We start from the raw sequence: 15,962 nt of genomic DNA on the forward strand, positions 1-15,962 counted from the left end.
AACCGCGGAATAGGCCGGCGGGCCGATTTCACGGCAAGGATAGGGGCGGCCTGCCGAACGAGGCAATGGTGATGTCCAGCATTTGGTCGGCGACATATCGTGACCGCCGCGCGCCCGAACGTGTTGAATTGCGGAAATCCGATTTTCCACAGGGGTCGATCAAATTTCACCGAGCGGAATTCGGCGGAAGGAATGCATGCGGCGGCGGGCGCGCGCCTTAAGGCGCGCGCCGTTCACCTGGCGGGCACTCAGGAGGGCGCCGTGGTGCAGGTGATGCCGTTCACCTTGAACTCGGCCGGTCGCTCGTTCGAGCCGGTGGCGGTCGCCGAGAAGCCGAAGCTCTGGCTGGAGCCGGGGCCGATGTAGGAATTGTGGCCGTCGTCACGGGCGACCACCTGGGCGCCGGTCTGGGTCACGACGGCGTTCCACGCGTCGGTGATCTGCTGGTCGCCCGGCCAGATCCAGGTGACGGTCCAGCCGGAGACGGGGGTGGTGCCGGTGTTCCTGACGGTCACGCTGCCGTTGAACGCGCCGTTCCATGCGCCGGTGGAGTAGGAGACCTCGCAGGAGGTGCCCATGCGCAGCCCGCCGCGCAGGAACGTGACGAAGTTGGGCCAGGTCGGGTTGAGCGTGCCGGTGCCGGCGGTCTCGCCGCAGTCGGCCGTGGTGCGCACGGTCTCCGAGCCGTAGTGGGCGGGATCCATGATCTGGTCCATCATGTGGTCGGCCCCGGGCACCGAGACGAACGTGGCGCGGCCGCATTGCGCCTTGACGCGCTCGAAGAGCAGCACGCTCTGCCCGTGCGGCACCAGGAAGTCGGCCTGGCCGTGCAGGAACAGCAGCGGCGGGTCGTTCGCGTCGACGTACGTCATGGGGTTGGCCTGCGCGACCTTGTCGGGGGCAGGTCTGGATGGCGCAGCCGACCAGCAGGGACTCGGGCGAGGCGGGCGAGTCGTGGTCGAGGCCGCCGCCCGGCAGGTTCTGGGCGTTCATCTGCAGGAAGTCGGTGGGGCTGTAGAAGGCGAGCCCGGCCTGCACGGCGCTGGAGACGCCGGTGACGCCGATGTCGCCCTCCAGCGCGGCGACGCCGCCGGAGAAGACCGTCATCTCCGTCAGCCAGCCGCCGGATGAGTCGCCGGCGATCGCGAAGCGGTTCGGGTCCAGCCCGTACGTGGCGGCGTTCGCGCGCAGCCATCGGATGGCCGCCTTGATGTCGTGCACCTGGGCGGGGAAGGTCGCCTGGGCGCTGCTGCGGACGCTGACGCCGGCCACGGCGAAGCCGAGCGGGCCGAAGACGTCGGCGATCGCGTCCGCGCCCTCCTTGCCGTCGTCGCTGCTCCAGGCCGAGCCGGTGTGCCAGATGAGCAGCGGCCTCGGGGTGGTGCCGGCGTCCGGGAGGTAGAGGTCGAGCAGGTGGCCCCTGCTGCCGGTCGGCTGCGCGGGCGCATAGGCGATGTCGGTGATGACCTGCGCGGCCTGAGCCGGCCGGGAGAAGGCCGCGGAGAAGCCGACGGCGGCCAGCAGCGCCATCGCCATGCAGACGATCACGGCCGTGCGGGGTCGAGCGTGCATGGTGCGGCTCCGGATGATCGGCTCACTCGATAGGGGCGGGGCGACGATATGACACCAGAGCGAGAATGGTCAAAGATCTCCGCCTTGCACGCTAATAAGGCGAGAAAACGCCATAAAGCGTACTTAGTGGGCACAGAGCGCCAAGATCAGCACGGGCGCGCACAGGCGGTCGGATACCCGCCCCCGAGGCATTTCCAGGCCGTTATGACACGACGGCCGGGCACCCCGAAAAGTGACGCCCGCATCACCCGTGGTGATCACGCCAGAAAAAGCGCGTGAATAGCCGCTGTCGAATCGGCTCTGACAATTCTCACGGCGCTCGGTAAGTGATAATGTCCGGCGTCACGACCCCCAGCCCCAGGAGGACGAATGCGTAAGGCACGCGCTGTTGTCTGCACCACCGTGACGGCGCTCGCGATGTCGCTGACCATCGGCGCCGCGCCGGCGCAGGCCGCCGACCGGCTCGTCGGCGTCTTCAAGCACTACGCCGACTGCGAGCGGGTGGGTCACCAGGGCATCACGCAGGACTGGTGGCAGGACTACTCGTGCGTGTGGGAGAGCCGCTACCGGTACTTCTTCCTCTACGCCTGAACACACTTCTTCCTGTACGCCTGACACGCGCACGCCCCGCGCACGCCGGCGGCCTCACGGTTCACGCCCGGCACACGCCCGCCGACCCCGGGTCCACGCCCGGCACACGCCCGCCGCCCCCGGGTCCACGCCCGGCACACGCCCGCCGACCCCGGGTCCACGCCCGGCACGCGCACGCCCGCCCGGGGTCCACGACTGACACGCGCACGCCCGCCCGGGGTCCACGACTGACACGCGCACGCCCGCCCGGGGTCCACGACTGACACGCGCACGCCCGCCCGGGGTCCACGACTGACACGCGCGCGGCCGCCCCGGCCGCATGAGAGGGGCCGGGGCGGGCGGCAAGCGTGCCGTCGGGACGGCTCGGCGCGCCATCAGCGGACCTCGGCGCACCGTCAACAGGGCTCGACGTGCCGTCAGCAGGCTTCGGCGCACCGTCAACAGGGCTCGGCGTGCCGTCAACAGGGCTCGGCGTGCCGTCAGGAGCGGTCGGCGGGGACCGGGATGCGCAGTTGCGCGCCCTCGTCCCCGGGCGCGGTGCCCCGCACATCGGACCGGTGCCGGGCCAGCAGGTCGAGACCGAGGCGGGCGCGGCGGACCCGCTCACGCGACAGCGCCACCGTGGTGGCCAGCAGGTGGGTGCCCGCCGGGTAGACGTCGGGCGCGTTGCGCAGCCCGAACTTGACGTGCACCGGCGCGGCGACCTCGACCAGCGTGGGCAGCTCGTAGTGGCGGACGAACCCGCCGACGTTGTCGGGCGCCTCGACGTACACGTCGAGCGGGATGTCCACGGCGGCCCGGATGGCGGCGATCTGGGCGAGCGTCAGGTCCGTGGGCAGGTTGAGGCTGTCGGCGCCCAGGTCCTCGAGTATGCGCGCCGACTCGGGGTTGGCGGCGGGCAGCATGACCGAGACTTTGGCCTGCATGTCGGGCGGCAGGTACCCGGCCGCCCGGAGCCTGCCGAAGATCGACAGGACGCCGATGTCGGCGATGAGCACGCTGCGGAAGCCATGCTCCGCCGCCCGCAGGATCTCGTCGAGCACGGCCGCGACCTGGTCCTGACCGCGCGCGGCAGGCGCGAGTATCGAGCCGGCGGTGCTGCGCGCCATCGCGGAGGCGTCCCAGCCCGCGCAGGGCCGGGCGAACAGGCTGACCTCGACGCCGGCGGAGGCGGCGAGCGAGGCCATCTCCGCCAGCTCGTCGCCGGTGAGCAGGCCGACACCGGTGCCCTGGGAGACGCGGGTGACCGGAACGCCGAGCGTGCGGGCCGTCTCCAGCACCGCAGCCAGGCACTCAGGGCCCTCGACGCTGGGGATCTCCACGCGGTATTGCGCCCCGTCGGGGAAGCGCTTGGACGAGGCGGGCAGGTCGTGGAGGTCGCCCGCGGGCAGCCCGAGCGAGGCCAGCAGCTCGGCCGGGCGCGGCATGCCGCCGCCGACGCCGCTCATGCCCCCACCCCCGTCACCGCCGTCGCACCGGCGCCGTCGCGGCGTTCCCAGCCGTCGCGTACGAGGTTGAAGTGCGCGTTCGTACGCGGATGCCGGGCGCACGCCTGCCTGTCGAGCGTGACGCCGAGCCCCGGCTGCGTGGGCGGCGCGAAGCAGCCGTCGGCCGCGTCCACCTGGGGCGCGCCATGGACGAGGTCCTTCACCCACGGGTCGGCGAAGTCGTTGAAGTGCTCAAGGATCTTGTGGTTGGGGGACGCGACGGCGAGGTGCACGTTGGCCGCCGTGCCGACCGGGCCGCAGACGTTGTGCGGGGCGATCAGCACGTTGTACGCCTCCGCCCACGCGGCGAGCTTGCGCAGCCCGGTGAAGCCGCCGATGTGCGTGAGGTCGGCCTGCACGATGTCCACCAGGCCCTGCTCGAACAGCTCGCGGAACTCGGGAACCGCGTGCACGCGCTCGCCGGTGGCGATGGGGATGGAGGTCGCCGCGCGCACCTGGCGCAGGCCGGGCACGTCGTGCGGCGGGACCGGCTCCTCGATCCAGGCCGGGTCGTACTCCTCGATGGCGCGGGCGACCTTGGCGGCCGTCGCGGCGGTGAAGCGGCCGTGCATCTCCACCATCAGCTCCACCTCGGGGCCGACGGCCGCGCGTACGGCGGCGAGGATGTCGCACGCCCTGCGCAGCTGCGGGGCGGACAGCTCGGCGGTGGCCGCGCCGAACGGGTCGATCTTCAGCCCGCGGTAGCCCTTCGCCACCACGCCCGCGGCCATCTCGGCGATCGTTCCGGGGTCGCGCTCGCCCTGGTACCAGCCGTTGGCGTAGGCGGGGGTGCGCTCCCTGAAGCGCCCGCCGAGCAGCCGGTAGACGGGTACGCCGAGGTGCTTGCCCATGAGGTCGTGGCAGGCCATGTCGATGGTGGCCAGGGCGGTCTGGGTGACCTCGCCGGCCCGGCCGTACTCCTCCCAGGAGAACCGCCACGCCAGGCGCTGCACGTCGAACGGGTCGCTGCCGAGCACGTACCGGCGCGACATCTCCTCGATACAGGCCAGCAGGGTGTCGGTCTTGTTCAGCATCCTTGCCTCGCCGAGGCCGCGGAGCCCGTCGTCGGTGGTGAGCTCGACGAACGTCAGCTCCCGCCACGGGGTGCCGACGACGATGGTGTCGACTGCGGTGATCTTCATCTTTCTCCAGGAGTGCTGGGGACTGCTTGCGCTCGGGGTCAGCCCTGGCCGTCGCCGGTGGGCAGGGCGAGGAAGGCGCGCAGGTCCATGCGGGTCTGGACGAGGTGCTCGCGCATGGCCTCGGCGGCGGCGCGGGCGTCGCGCTCGCGTACGGCGGCCAGGATGCGGGCGTGCTCGTCCATGATGTCGTCCATCGAGCGGCCCCTGGCGAGGTGACCGCGCAGGCTGCGCAGCCGGCTCTCGTGCATGGGCTCGTCCATCGCCTCGATGAGGAAACTGATCATCTGGTTGCCGCTTGCGGCGGCGAGCATGGCGTGGAAGCGCACGTCCGCCTGGTTGAACGACTCCTCGTCGGTGGCCTGGCGCATCGTGTCGAAGGCCAGCTCCAGCGAGGTCAGCGCGGTGCGGGTGGCGTGCTGGGCGGCGAGCGTGGTGGCGTGGACCTCCAGAGCGAGCCGCACTTCGACGAGTTCGAGCAGGTTGCGGGGGTCGCGGCGCAGGGAGGCGGCGAAGAAGCCGCTCAGCGGCGCCGCGTTGGGGTGGGCGACGGCGGGCCTGCGGCCGCGCCGCACTTCGAGCAGGCCGCGGGCCTCCAGCGTGCGGACGCCCTCGCGGACGGTGAGCCGGCTGACCCCCATCTCGGCGGCCAGCTCGCCCTCCGAGGGGAGGAACTGGCCGGGCTGCAGGTCGCCGTCGAAGATGAGCGCTTCCAGGTGCCGCACCACGTTCGCGGTGCGGGACTCACCGCTCTGCTCGCTCTCGGCGTCTCTCCCGCCGCGACTCGTGTCGACCATGATCCCCTGCCGGTGCGGCATCACGGGCTCCGGTCCTTCCGGTTCCCTGCCGCTGCTCGACCCTTCCACGTCTAGGACTTTCACACATATCTGATACGTTCACAACAGGCAGCCGATACCAGACGGCATTCGAGCAGCGGTTTCACCGAGACATCGCAGGCCGGATCCGCTCGGGAACCGGCGAGATGGCACCTATGCCTTGCAGAGTTGTCTGATGGATTCCAAGGTGGCCGGAACCATCCCACCTCCGCCTCGCCGTTCCGCGCCGCCGTGCGCGGCGTCCGGCTCTTTGGCGCAGACCACCGTCGACGAAAGAGATCCCCGCACCCCCGGCGGCTGCTCGCGGCAGGGCTGCCGACGGGCGGTGCGCGCTCAGCGGCTGCGGCGACGGCGGCGACGGCGCGACCGGGTCGGGCACCGGCAAGGCGGCCGACGACCGGCCGGGCCGCCCGGTGGAGCCGACCTTCGTCCCCTTCCACCGCTGGGGCGACAGGGTGCCGTCCGCCATGCGCGCCTGGACTCCCGCCCGGTGGCGGTCAGGCCGAGTCCGCGTGCCGGTCGCGGGCGAGCGAGAGCCCGTGCTCGTCGGCGTAGGCGCGGCGGCACAGGCCGCTGCAGAAGCCGTACGTCACGCCGTCGTGCACCAGGGTGAGCGCGGTGTCGTCCAGCACCACGGACATCCCGCAGATCGGATCGACCGCGGTCTCCGGCTCGGCGCTCTCTCCTTCCTCTTTGGCAGTGTCGCGGTACGGGCGGGATACGTACTCCATGAGGTCCATGCTGCTCATCGACCTGCCGAAGATGCCGATGCCGCCTTCGGTGATGCCTTCGAGCAGGACGACCGCGTGGGGCTCGCGCTCCAGGCGGCCGGGTTCGCGCCCGGCCGCCCGCTCGGTCTCGGCGAGCGCCTTCATGACGAGGCCGGGGACGGGCTCGCACATCTCCTTGCGCCACGACGCGGGGACGGTGACGCGGACGAGGTAGCGGGGCGGATCGGCGGGGTCGGCGGCCGGGCGGTCGCCGAGCACCCAGGTGGCGGGCTCGTGCACCAGCACCTGGGTGATCGTGCGCTGGGCGTTCAGCACCTCGACGGCGTGACTGCCGTCGTCCTCGACCATGAACGTGTCGATGAGCCGGCGTCCCAGCTCCTGCCGTTCCGTCTCGCTGAAGGCTCCCTTGGGGACGTACACGTCGATGAGCAACATCCGCGCGCCTCTTTCCTTTCGGCCGGATCGTTTCCGTCGCCCTTCCCACGATGCCCCCTAGGGGTATGTCTCGGCCTCCTTCGCGAGGATGAGCCGCGCCTACCGCACGGGGAGGAGCGCGCGAGCCCGGCCCGGCCTCACCGCACGGAGGCGAGATCGACGATGAGGTAGGCGCCGTCGGCGCGGGTGAAGCGCACGAAGTCGTCGCCGGCAGCGGTGCGGTCGCCGACGCGCGTGTTGATGCCCTTGATGACGACGCTGGTCTTGGATCGAAGGTCGTGGATCAGGGCCCGGTCGGGATGTTGCGCCACCGCGAACCGGTCGCGCAGCAGCGGCTGCGGCCGCATCCCGGCCACGTTCACTGCGCCCTGTGGGCGGCCGTCGCGGCCCAGCACACGTCCCGCGGGCGAATCGCCGGCCCGCGCGATGCAGCGGGAGACGCCGCAGGCCACGGCGGTGCCCGAGGCGGGATCGGCGCGGGTCTCGCCGGTCTCGACGTTCTTGATCGACTGGTACGGGGCCTTGATCGGGTCGAAGGGGCCGGGCGAGCCCGCCCACGGCCAGCGCATCAGGTGCAGGCCCTTCGTCCCCGTGACGCTCCGGGGCCTCCCACCGGCGGCGGGGACGGTGAAGACGCCCCAGTCGCCCGCCGACCAGGCGAAACCCTTCCGCGTGACGGCCAGGCCGGTGATGTGTCCGGAGCGCGAGGGCGGCGGCAGCGGGGCCGAGGCGACCCTGCGCGCCTTGCCGCCCTTCTCCGGCACGGCCCAGATGTCGGCGGTACGCCCGCGCGCCGTCCACCAGGCGATCTTGCCGTGGCCCACGGTGAAGCCGGAGGGGAAGAGCGTGGTGCCCTTGGGCAGGGGGATGTCGGCGAGCTTCACCGTCCTGCCGCTGCGGAGCTGGCGGACGTACAGGGCGTTCGCCCTCTCGTGACGGTTCTCGGAGGTCAGCAGGAGCCGCCCGGCGCCCAGCATGGTCACGGGCCGCGCGAGCCCGCCGCCGGGCAGGCGGCGCGGCACCTTGTGCACGGCCTTCGGCCACGCCTTCTCGATCGGCCGCTCGGGAGCGACGGTCACCATACGGCCGGCGGCGGGCACCGGCCGCGCGGCAGCGGCGGCCACGGTACGGCCGGCGGGCTCCGGCCGCGCGTACGCCGGCACGGCCACGATCGCCCCCATCACGATCGGCGCCATCACGATCGGCGCCATCACGACGCCGCAGGCCGCCACGGCGAACCCGGCGCGCAGGCCCCGCATCGAACGACGGCCCGGCGCGTTCTGCTCTAAGTCATCGACCATTTCGCATGTCCTCCCGCGAAAACGTTGCGGAATGCAAGAAGCAGTTGATCGTACTGCGGACGCCCGGCCCGCGCCCCCGGCTTGAGTGATCAGTCGAGGAGTTCGACGTAGCCGTCGCTGCCGTGGACGCGGATGCGCTGCCCGTCGCGGATCAGCCGGGTGGCGCGGTCCACCGCGACGACCGCGGGCAGCCCGTACTCGCGGGCGACCACCGCGCCGTGCGTCATGAGCCCGCCGACCTCGGTCACCAGCCCGGCGGCCGCCACGAACAGCGGGGTCCAGCTCGGGTCGGTGTAGGCGGTGACGAGGATGTCGCCCGTCTCCAGCCGGGCCTCGGCCATGTCGGTGACGACGCGGGCGCGGCCCTCGACGGTGCCGGCGGAGACCGGCATGCCGGGCAGCGCCCCTGGCGGAGGCCGGCGCGGCGGTAGCGGCCGCTGAGGGTCTCGCCGTCGGAGGTGATGACGCGGGGCGGGGTGAGCGCCTGGCAGGCGCGGAACTCCTCGCGCCGCCGGGCGATGAGCGCGGCGTCGGCCCGGCCGGTGGCGACGACGTCGCGCAGCTCGTCGAGGCGCAGGTAGTACACGTCGGACGGCTCGCGCAGCACACCGGCGGCGACGAGGCGCCCGGCCTCGCCCAGCAGCGCCTGCTTGTAGACGAAGTAGCGGCTGATCATGCCGAATTTGGGGTATTCGCGGTATCCGGTGAAGGTGCGGACGCGGTCGATCATCCGCTTGGTCTCCTCGGCCTTGCGCTCACCGCCGGGCAGGGCGCGCAGGCGGGTCAGTACGTCCTGCTCCTTGCGCCGTGCCTCCTCCAGGCCCCGCTCGAAGTGCTGCTTGCCCGCGCCGGGCGGGAAGTTCCTGACGTTGCCGAGGAGGGTGGGCAGCAGTTCGGCGGGGTTCTCGCTCCACCGGGTCCTGGTGATGTCGATCTCTCCGGCGCAGCGCATGCCGTACGCGTCGAGGTACCCGAGGATGGCCTCGCGCGCCTCCGGGCCGCCGGGCAGCCCGGCCAGCTCGTCCAGGAAATCGCTGCCGCGCCGGCCCTCGGCCGCCACCCGGTCGAGGAACGCGACGACCTCCGCGTGCGGGCGGACGACGTCGGCGACGTCGAGGAGCGCGAGCCCCATCTCCGAGGTGACGTTGTCCGGCACGGACTGGGAGAGCACGTTGGCCGCGTTCTTCTCGCCGAGCCACTCGTCGAGGTGCTCGTTGAGCCAGACGGCCGCGTCCATGCCGGCCATGATGACCTGCCCGCTGCGCTGGTCGAACAGCAGGCGGCGCAGCTCGGCGAGGTCGTCCCGGATGAAGTCGATCAGCGCGGTCCCCGACAGTCCGGTGATCTCGCGCCGCAGCTTCGCCACGGACTCGGCGTTGCGCCGGATGAGCTCGGTGACGATGGCCGGGTCGGTCGGAACGGGCTCGCCACGCGGGGCGAGGCTCTGCGGCAGCGGTGCCCCGTCGTCCTCCTTCAGCGGGACGAAGCCGCGGTCGAGGACGGTTTCGAGGGCGTCGTGGAACAGCGGGTCCGCCGTCCGCATGGCGTCGAGCAGCGCGGCGCGGCCCGAGCGGGTGGACAGCAGCGGCGTGCAGTCCACGAAGAGCCGCCCGCCCGCCTCCTTCATCGGCCGTGGCGTGGTGAGCTGCCAGAACGACAGGCCCAGCGGACGCATCGCGTCGGTCATCATCTGCTGGTGGCCGACCGACAGGTAGACGTGGTTGCCGTCGTCGCCGGCCTCCGGGATGGGGAAGAGGGTGGTGATGGGCCGGCTCTGCACGATGTGCAGGTCGTCGCGGGTCAGGCACCATTCGACGTCCTGGGGGCGGCCGAAGTGCGCCTCGATGCGGCGGCCCAGCCGTACCAGGCGGACGGCCTGCTCGCCGGTGAGCACCGGCCGGTCCCGCCGCTCGGGCTCGACCGGCACGTCCTTGGTGCCGCCCTCCGGCGACGCCTGGACGACGCTGGTCTTGGCGGCGATCTCGGAGGAGATCACGCGGTCGTCGCGGACGGTGTAGACGTCGGCGGTGACCTGGCCGGAGACGAGGGCGTCGCCGAGCCCCCACACGGCCTCCACCGTGGCGACCTTGCGGTTGGAGGTGACGGGGTCGGCGGTGAACAGCACGCCGGCGGCGTCGGGGAACACCATGCGCTGCACGACCACGGCCATGCGCACCTTGCGGTGGTCGAAGCCGTTGCGTACGCGGTAGGTGACCGCGCGTTCGGTGAACAGCGAGGCCCAGCAGCGCAGGACGTGCCGCAGGATCTCGGGCAGGCCCGTGACGTTGAGGTAGGAGTCCTGCTGGCCGGCGAAGGAGGCGGTGGGCAGGTCCTCGGCGGTGGCGCTCGACCGCACCGCGCAGGGGGTCGCATCGCCGAGTTTGGCGAGCGCGGCGGCGATCTCGGCGGCGACGTCATCAGGGATGTCGAGGTCTTCGACGGCCGCGCGCACCTCCGCGCTGAGGGCGGCGATCGCGGCGCGGTCGCCGGGGTCGGCGCCTTCGAGCCGGTCGAGCCGCGGTCCGATCGCGGCGGCCACGACCCGCTGGTAGGCGTCGGTGGTCACGCAGAAGCCGTCGGGCACGCGAACGCCGCCGACGCGGGAGAGCTCGGCCAGGTTCGCTCCCTTCCCGCCGGTGCGGGCCGCGTCCGTCGCGTCGGCCTGGTCGAAACCCAGCACATACTGCACGTCCATTGCTCCATCGTTCGTCGGGGCGGCTGGCAACGGGCAAGTATGGACGACATTCCGATTTCTCATGAGGCCCGGCGATCTGCTATACAGTGAAAGTGGCGGAGGTCTCGTGACCACCGCCTTATTTGTGCTGTTGAGCGGTGTGCGGCTCCAGCAGGGCGGCGACCTCCGCCGCCTCCGGCGCGTTCGTCGCGCGTAACACCTCCAGCGCCTCTCGCCAGGCGTCAGAAGCCGCTTGCAGATCCCCCCTGTCGCGATGCACGTCGCCCAGCGCGCGCAGCGCCAGCCCCTGGCGGCGCGGTGCGGGGATGGCCCGGCAGATGCCGATGACCTCGCGCAGCGTGGCGGCGGCCTCGGGTAAGCGGCGCTGCCTGCGCCGCAGCTCCGCCGTGGTGAACAGCACGCGCGCCTGGCCCACCCGGTCGCCGGTGTCGCGGTAGATCCCCAGGCTGCGCCGCAGCAGCCGCTCGGCGCCCGCGACGTCGTGCTGCGCCAGCCTCGCCTCGGCGAGCCCCAGGGCCGCGTACGCGATGCCGCTCGGGAAGCCGAGCGTGTCGAGCCCGTCCAGCGCCCGGCGGAAGCTGCCCTCGGCGGCGGCGAGATCGCCGCGGGCCAGCTCGATCTCCCCCAGCACGATCCTGGTGAACTCCCGCGAGCGCACGTCGCCGGTGTCGTCGGCGAGCCGGATCGCCCGCCTGATGAACGGCTCGGCCAGCTCCAGCCTGCCCTGGTTGAAGTGGATGCGGCCGATGCCGCGCACCACGGTGATCTCCGTGCTGCGGTCGCCCGCCCGCGCCAGACCTTCGGCGGCCTGCTCATAGCGGGCCAGGGCGTCGGCGTTGCGGCCCTGGATGCGGTCGACCTCGGCCATGGTGACCAGGGCGAGCGCGTGCCCGTGCCGGTCCCCCGCCTTCTCGAACAGCTCCAGCGCCTCCTCCAGCGCGGCCGCGCAGCCGGCCAGGTCGTCCTGGGTGAAGCGCAGCCTGGCCAGGCCGTGCAGCATGGCGGCCTGGCCGCGGATGTCGCCGGAGGCGCGGGCGGCGTGCAGGGCGGCCTCGTGGGTGGCGCGCCACTCGTCGTGCAGGCCGCGGGTCTCGAACAGGTTCATGGCGCTGGTCGCCCAGTCCCAGGACAGCTCGCCGAACCCGAGCGCGGCGCACTGGCGGACGCCCGCGACGACGTTCGCCCGCTCGGCCTCGATCCAGGCCAGCGGGTCGCCCGCCAGGCGGTCGGCGCTCGCCTGGCCGGGCCGCCAGGTGATGCCGTCGCCGTGGACCACGCGGTAGTCGCCGCCGCACAGACGGCCGTGCGCATGCCGGGTCAGCGCCACCCAGCCGCTGAACGCGCGGCGCAGCGCGGCGGCCCGCTCGTGCTCGTCCTCTTCCTCCTCGGCGCGTTCCCGCGCGTACGCCCTGGTCAGGTCGTGGAAGCGGAACCGCACCGCGCCGTCGGCGCCGTGGCCCGCCACGTCGAGCAGGCGGACGTCGGCGAGCTGCTCGATGAGCTGCTCGGCCGCCTCCTCGGTGGTGTCGAGCAGCGCCGCGCCCGCCCAGACCGGGAACTCGGGCGCCTCGAGCAGGCCGAGCCGGCGGAACATGCGCTGGGCCTGCGGCGGCAGGCCCTGGTAGCCGAGGCCGATGCTGGCCCGCACCTCGTCGGAGCCGTGGGAGAGCTGGCTGAGCCGGCCGCGGACGTCGCTCATGCGCGAGACCAGATGGCCCAGGCTCCAGTGGGGGCGGGCGGCGAGCCTGGCTCCGGCGATCCGCACGGCGAGCGGCAGGCCGCCGCAGAGCCGTACCAGGTCGCGGGCGTCGTCGGGTGACCGCGCGGTCCTGTCGGCCCCGATGATGTTGCCGAGCAGCTCGACCGCGTCCTCGACGGGCAGGACGTCGAGGTCGACGCGCTGCGCGGCGGGCAGCGCGGCCAGGCGGTGCCTGCTGGTGATGAGCACGGCGCAGCCGCGCGTACCGGGTATGAGCGGGCGTAGCTGGGCCTCGTCGGCGGCGTTGTCGAGCACCACGAGGTAGCGCGAGTCGGCCAGGCGCTCGCGGTAGAGCTCGGCGCGCTGGTCGAGATCGCCGGGCAGCGCCGAGCTGTCCAGGCCGAGCGCGCGCAGGAAGCGGGCCAGCGCCTCGGCGGGGTCGAGCGGGTGCCGTTCGGCCCCGCGCAGGTCGATGTAGAGCTGGCCGTCGGGGAACTCGCCGCGCAGCCGGTGCGCGACGTGCACGGCGAGCGTGGTCTTGCCCACGCCGCCGGGACCCGAGATGGCGCTGACCGGCGGCGCGGACGAGTCGTCGCCGCGCACCGATGACAGGGCGGCCGTCACCGTGGCCACTTCGGCCTGCCTGCCGACGAAGTCGGCGTGCACCGGCGGGAGCTGGCAGACGGGTCTGCGCCGCTCCGGCCCGGCCGCCGGGAGAGCGTCGGCCAGGATGACGGCCTGCAGCCGCCGCAGCTCCTCGCCCGGCTCGATGCCCAGCTCGCCGACGAGCCGCTCGCGGGCCTGCCGGTACGCCTCCAGCGCCCGGTGCCGCTGCCCCGCCCGCGCGTAGGCGAGCATGAGCAGCCGCCAGGCCCGTTCGCTGAGCGGCTGCTCGGCGAGGAACGGCCGCAGCTCGCCGATCACCTCGGTGTGCAGGCCGATGCCGAGCATCGCCTCGGCGCGGTCGAGCCGCGTCTCGCCGAGCCGCTCCTCCAGCTCGGCCGCCCGGGACAGCGCCCAGTCGTGCAGCTGGACGCCCTCGGCCGGGCGGCCCCGCCACAGCCGCAGCGCCTGCTCGAAGCGGTGCACGGCGGCGGCCAGGTCGCCCTGCTCCATTTCGGCACGCGCGCGCCGCGTCTCCTGCTCGAAGACGAGCAGGTCGAGCTCGCCGGGCGCGACCTCCAGCAGGTAGCCGGGGCCGACGGTGGACAGCCGGATGTCGGCGGCGAACGTCTTGCGGACGCGCGCGACGTGCGTCTGCAGGTTGGGCACGGCGGAGGCGGGCGGCGTCTCCCACAGGGCGTCGATGAGCCGCCTGCGCGAGACCGGCACGCCCGCGTTGAGGAGCAGCGCGGTCAGCAGCGCGTACTCCTTGCCCTTGAGTGCGACCTCCCGCCCGTCCGCCCGGCGCGCGTGGACGGGGCCGAGGATGCCGAACGTCGCTCCCGCCATGGCCTCCCCTGGATCGGACTCCGGGTCACCAGTAAGCGGGCAAACGCCCGCACCCGTCAAGATTGCCGATCATGATCGGCGGCCGGCGTCCTGCCGCCATGTGACGTACAGGCGGGTGATGGTGGTCCGCACGAGGGGATGGGCCCGGCGAGGCCGGGGGTTGCGCGGAACGCCGGCAATCTTCGCGGCTTTCGTCCGGATAATGAGGTATGCGGGGTGATCCTCTACGATGCCCGCGACACTCGATTACTTGATTACACGCCTCCTGGAAGGCCCGGCATGCGGCTCCCCCACTGGTTCACCGAGCGGCCCGGCGACGCCGACGACGAGCCCGACCTGCGCGTCTCCACCCTGGAGCTCTTCTTCGACCTGGTCTTCGTCTTCACCGTCACCCAGCTCACCGCGCTGCTGACGGTGGGCATGGAGGAGCCCCGCCCCGGGCATCCGGCGGTGAGCGTCGCAGAGAGCGCGCTGCAGGCGCTGCTGGTCTTCGGCGTGCTGTGGTGGATGTACGCCGGTTACGTCTGGCTGCTCAACGCGGTGCCGCCCGCCCGTCCGGCGCGGCGGATCCTGGTGCTGCTCGGCATGGCCGGGTTCCTGCTCATGGCGCTGGCCATCCCGAGCGCGTTCGACGGCGGCGGGGTCGCGTTCGCCGCCGGCTACCTGCTGCTGATCCTGGTGCACGGCGCGCTCTACGCGCAGGCCACCAACGCGATCGTGCGGGTGCTGCCGTTCAACCTGGCCGCGGCGGCGCTGGTCGGCGTCGCCGGATTCCTCCAGACGCCCTGGTCGTACCTGCCGTGGACGGCCGCGCTGCTCCTGCTGTGGGGCAGCCCGTACGTCATCGGCCAGCGCGGGTTCGCGCTGCGCGCCGCGCACGTGGTGGAGCGGCACGGGCTGCTGGTCATCGTGGTGCTCGGCGAGTCGATGCTGGCGCTCGGCATCGGCGCCAAGGACCTGCCGGTCGACCTCGGCCTCTGCGCGGCGGGGGTGCTCGCGCTGTGCCTGGCGGCCTGCCTGTGGTGGGCGTACTTCGCGGGCGAGGACGAGACGGCCGCCGAGCGCACCCTGGCCGCCACCGAGCCGGTGCGGCGGACCAGGATGATCCTCGGCGCCTACTTCTACGGCCACATCCCGATGCTGCTCGGCGTGGTGGCGGTGTCGGCCGGGATCAAGAAGGTGATCGGGCATCCCGTCGATCCGCTCAAGCCGTCGGCGGCGCTCGTGCTGGCGGTGGGCGTGACCTTGTACCTGGCGGGCGACTTCTGGTTCCGCCGGGTGCTGGAGCTGCCCTGGGCGCGGGTCAAGGGCGTGGTCGCGGTCGCCGCTCCGGCCGCCGCCCTGGCCGGCCTGTGGGCGGGGCTGGCGGAGCTGGCGGTCCTGGTCGCGCTGCTGGTGGCGATGCTGCTCGCCGAGCGCCGGCGGGCTCCCTCCGCCGGATGAGCGTCAGTCCCAGTCGTGGCCGGTGGGCAGCAGCACCATGTTGTGCGCGCCCAGGATGTCGATCATGCCGTTGAACTTCTCGTCCGTCCACGGCTGTGGCTCGCCGTCGGTCTCGCCGTACGCCAGGAAGAAGGACTCGGGGCCCGCGGGCAGGTAGAACACGAGTAGCTGGGCGGGCGCGTCGCCGGCGTTCCTGAAGCCGTGGCGGGTGCCCTTGGGGATGTAGAGGAAGTCGCCCGCGCTCGCGGTGATCTTGCGGTCGCCGTTGATGAACTCGAACGTCCCCGAGACCACGTAGAACGCCTCGTCCTCCTCGGAGTGGACGTGCGGAACGTTGCCGTGCCCCGGCTCGATCATGCCGTCCATGAAGGCGAACGCGCCCTCGGTCTGATCGCCGGTGACCTTGACGGAGAAGACCTCGTGGCCGGTACGGCGGATCACGCCGTCGCCCTTGCGCACGATGAAGCCGTTGGCCGCCGTCCAGACCGGGTTGTCCTTGGACGGCAGCGGCAGGTCCAGAGCCATGGCGGGCTCCTCTCGTAGAGGGTCGTATTTTCGTTGAATATAAGTCAATGAATGAC

At 72.5% G+C, this 15,962-nt stretch carries 12 protein-coding genes and 2 pseudogenes; 2 read left to right on the plus strand and 12 right to left on the minus strand.

The window, feature by feature from the left end; translation table 11 throughout:
• Positions 1–248 precede the first annotated feature (248 nt).
• From ACFMQL_RS38720 to ACFMQL_RS38730, 3 genes and pseudogenes are all read right to left on the minus strand, one after another.
• Positions 249–719, minus strand: a complete 471-nt coding sequence (locus ACFMQL_RS38720; protein ID WP_378790260.1) for a cellulose binding domain-containing protein — start codon at positions 717–719, stop codon at positions 249–251.
• A 3-nt stretch (positions 720–722) separates the two neighbouring features.
• A pseudogene (locus ACFMQL_RS38725) lies at positions 723–887 on the minus strand (hypothetical protein); the annotation flags it as partial.
• A gap of 64 nt (positions 888–951) precedes the next feature.
• Positions 952–1,572, minus strand: a pseudogene (locus ACFMQL_RS38730) (alpha/beta hydrolase fold domain-containing protein); the annotation flags it as partial.
• Positions 1,573–1,941: 369 nt separating this feature from the next.
• Between ACFMQL_RS38730 and ACFMQL_RS38735 the strand changes: the two are divergent.
• On the plus strand, positions 1,942–2,163 hold the full coding sequence (locus ACFMQL_RS38735) for a hypothetical protein (protein ID WP_364067843.1): 222 nt from the start codon (positions 1,942–1,944) through the stop codon (positions 2,161–2,163).
• A gap of 479 nt (positions 2,164–2,642) precedes the next feature.
• Here ACFMQL_RS38735 and ACFMQL_RS38740 read toward each other — a convergent pair whose 3' ends face one another.
• The 8 genes from ACFMQL_RS38740 to ACFMQL_RS38775 form a co-directional block, all read right to left on the minus strand.
• Complete coding sequence (locus ACFMQL_RS38740; protein ID WP_378789763.1) at positions 2,643–3,611, minus strand: U32 family peptidase; 969 nt, start codon at positions 3,609–3,611, stop codon at positions 2,643–2,645.
• A complete protein-coding gene (locus ACFMQL_RS38745; RefSeq protein WP_378789765.1) occupies positions 3,608–4,792 on the minus strand; it encodes a mandelate racemase/muconate lactonizing enzyme family protein in 1,185 nt (394 codons plus the stop codon). The genes ACFMQL_RS38740 and ACFMQL_RS38745 overlap by 4 nt, the downstream gene beginning before the upstream one ends.
• 38 nt (positions 4,793–4,830) lie before the next feature.
• Positions 4,831–5,586 (minus strand): FCD domain-containing protein, encoded by a 756-nt coding sequence (locus ACFMQL_RS38750; protein WP_364067849.1) that lies wholly within the window; start codon positions 5,584–5,586, stop codon positions 4,831–4,833.
• A gap of 536 nt (positions 5,587–6,122) precedes the next feature.
• Positions 6,123–6,791, minus strand: a complete 669-nt coding sequence (locus ACFMQL_RS38755; RefSeq protein ID WP_378789767.1) for a hypothetical protein — start codon at positions 6,789–6,791, stop codon at positions 6,123–6,125.
• 137 nt (positions 6,792–6,928) lie between these two features.
• The gene (locus tag ACFMQL_RS38760) at positions 6,929–8,092 is read right to left on the minus strand and encodes a hypothetical protein (RefSeq protein ID WP_378789769.1); all 1,164 of its coding nucleotides are present in this window, start codon (positions 8,090–8,092) and stop codon (positions 6,929–6,931) included.
• Positions 8,093–8,181: 89 nt separating this feature from the next.
• Positions 8,182–8,433, minus strand: a complete 252-nt coding sequence (locus ACFMQL_RS38765; RefSeq protein ID WP_378789771.1) for a PEP-utilizing enzyme — start codon at positions 8,431–8,433, stop codon at positions 8,182–8,184.
• Positions 8,337–10,787: a rifamycin-inactivating phosphotransferase gene (rph, locus tag ACFMQL_RS38770; protein WP_378789772.1), complete on the minus strand. Its 2,451-nt coding sequence runs from the start codon at positions 10,785–10,787 to the stop codon at positions 8,337–8,339. The genes ACFMQL_RS38765 and rph overlap by 97 nt, the downstream gene beginning before the upstream one ends.
• A gap of 118 nt (positions 10,788–10,905) precedes the next feature.
• Positions 10,906–13,938 (minus strand): BTAD domain-containing putative transcriptional regulator, encoded by a 3,033-nt coding sequence (locus ACFMQL_RS38775; protein ID WP_378789774.1) that lies wholly within the window; start codon positions 13,936–13,938, stop codon positions 10,906–10,908.
• A gap of 279 nt (positions 13,939–14,217) precedes the next feature.
• Between ACFMQL_RS38775 and ACFMQL_RS38780 the strand changes: the two genes are divergently transcribed.
• Positions 14,218–15,381 carry a low temperature requirement protein A gene (locus ACFMQL_RS38780; protein WP_364067859.1) on the plus strand — a complete coding sequence of 388 codons (1,164 nt, stop codon included), beginning with the start codon at positions 14,218–14,220 and terminating at the stop codon, positions 15,379–15,381.
• Between the two features lie 3 nt (positions 15,382–15,384).
• Here ACFMQL_RS38780 and ACFMQL_RS38785 read toward each other — a convergent pair whose 3' ends face one another.
• On the minus strand, positions 15,385–15,906 hold the full coding sequence (locus ACFMQL_RS38785) for a cupin domain-containing protein (RefSeq protein ID WP_378789776.1): 522 nt from the start codon (positions 15,904–15,906) through the stop codon (positions 15,385–15,387).
• Positions 15,907–15,962 lie beyond the last annotated feature (56 nt).

The sequence above is a fragment of the Nonomuraea fastidiosa genome (assembly GCF_042751225.1).
GTDB lineage: Bacteria > Actinomycetota > Actinomycetes > Streptosporangiales > Streptosporangiaceae > Nonomuraea > Nonomuraea fastidiosa.

Excerpts from the sequence above, each read along its gene's own strand:
- ACFMQL_RS38720 (WP_378790260.1), bottom strand. The coding sequence starts at position 719 with ATGATGGACCAGATCATGGATCCCGCCCACTACGGCTCGGAGACCGTG.
- ACFMQL_RS38775 (WP_378789774.1), bottom strand. The coding sequence starts at position 13,938 with ATGGCGGGAGCGACGTTCGGCATCCTCGGCCCCGTCCACGCGCGCCGG.
- ACFMQL_RS38740 (WP_378789763.1), bottom strand. The coding sequence starts at position 3,611 with ATGAGCGGCGTCGGCGGCGGCATGCCGCGCCCGGCCGAGCTGCTGGCC.
- ACFMQL_RS38785 (WP_378789776.1), bottom strand. The coding sequence starts at position 15,906 with ATGGCTCTGGACCTGCCGCTGCCGTCCAAGGACAACCCGGTCTGGACG.
- ACFMQL_RS38750 (WP_364067849.1), bottom strand. The coding sequence starts at position 5,586 with ATGGTCGACACGAGTCGCGGCGGGAGAGACGCCGAGAGCGAGCAGAGC.
- ACFMQL_RS38765 (WP_378789771.1), bottom strand. The coding sequence starts at position 8,433 with ATGGCCGAGGCCCGGCTGGAGACGGGCGACATCCTCGTCACCGCCTAC.
- ACFMQL_RS38745 (WP_378789765.1), bottom strand. The coding sequence starts at position 4,792 with ATGAAGATCACCGCAGTCGACACCATCGTCGTCGGCACCCCGTGGCGG.
- ACFMQL_RS38780 (WP_364067859.1), top strand. The coding sequence starts at position 14,218 with ATGCGGCTCCCCCACTGGTTCACCGAGCGGCCCGGCGACGCCGACGAC.
- ACFMQL_RS38755 (WP_378789767.1), bottom strand. The coding sequence starts at position 6,791 with ATGTTGCTCATCGACGTGTACGTCCCCAAGGGAGCCTTCAGCGAGACG.
- ACFMQL_RS38735 (WP_364067843.1), top strand. The coding sequence starts at position 1,942 with ATGCGTAAGGCACGCGCTGTTGTCTGCACCACCGTGACGGCGCTCGCG.
- ACFMQL_RS38760 (WP_378789769.1), bottom strand. The coding sequence starts at position 8,092 with ATGGTCGATGACTTAGAGCAGAACGCGCCGGGCCGTCGTTCGATGCGG.
- rph (WP_378789772.1), bottom strand. The coding sequence starts at position 10,787 with ATGGACGTGCAGTATGTGCTGGGTTTCGACCAGGCCGACGCGACGGAC.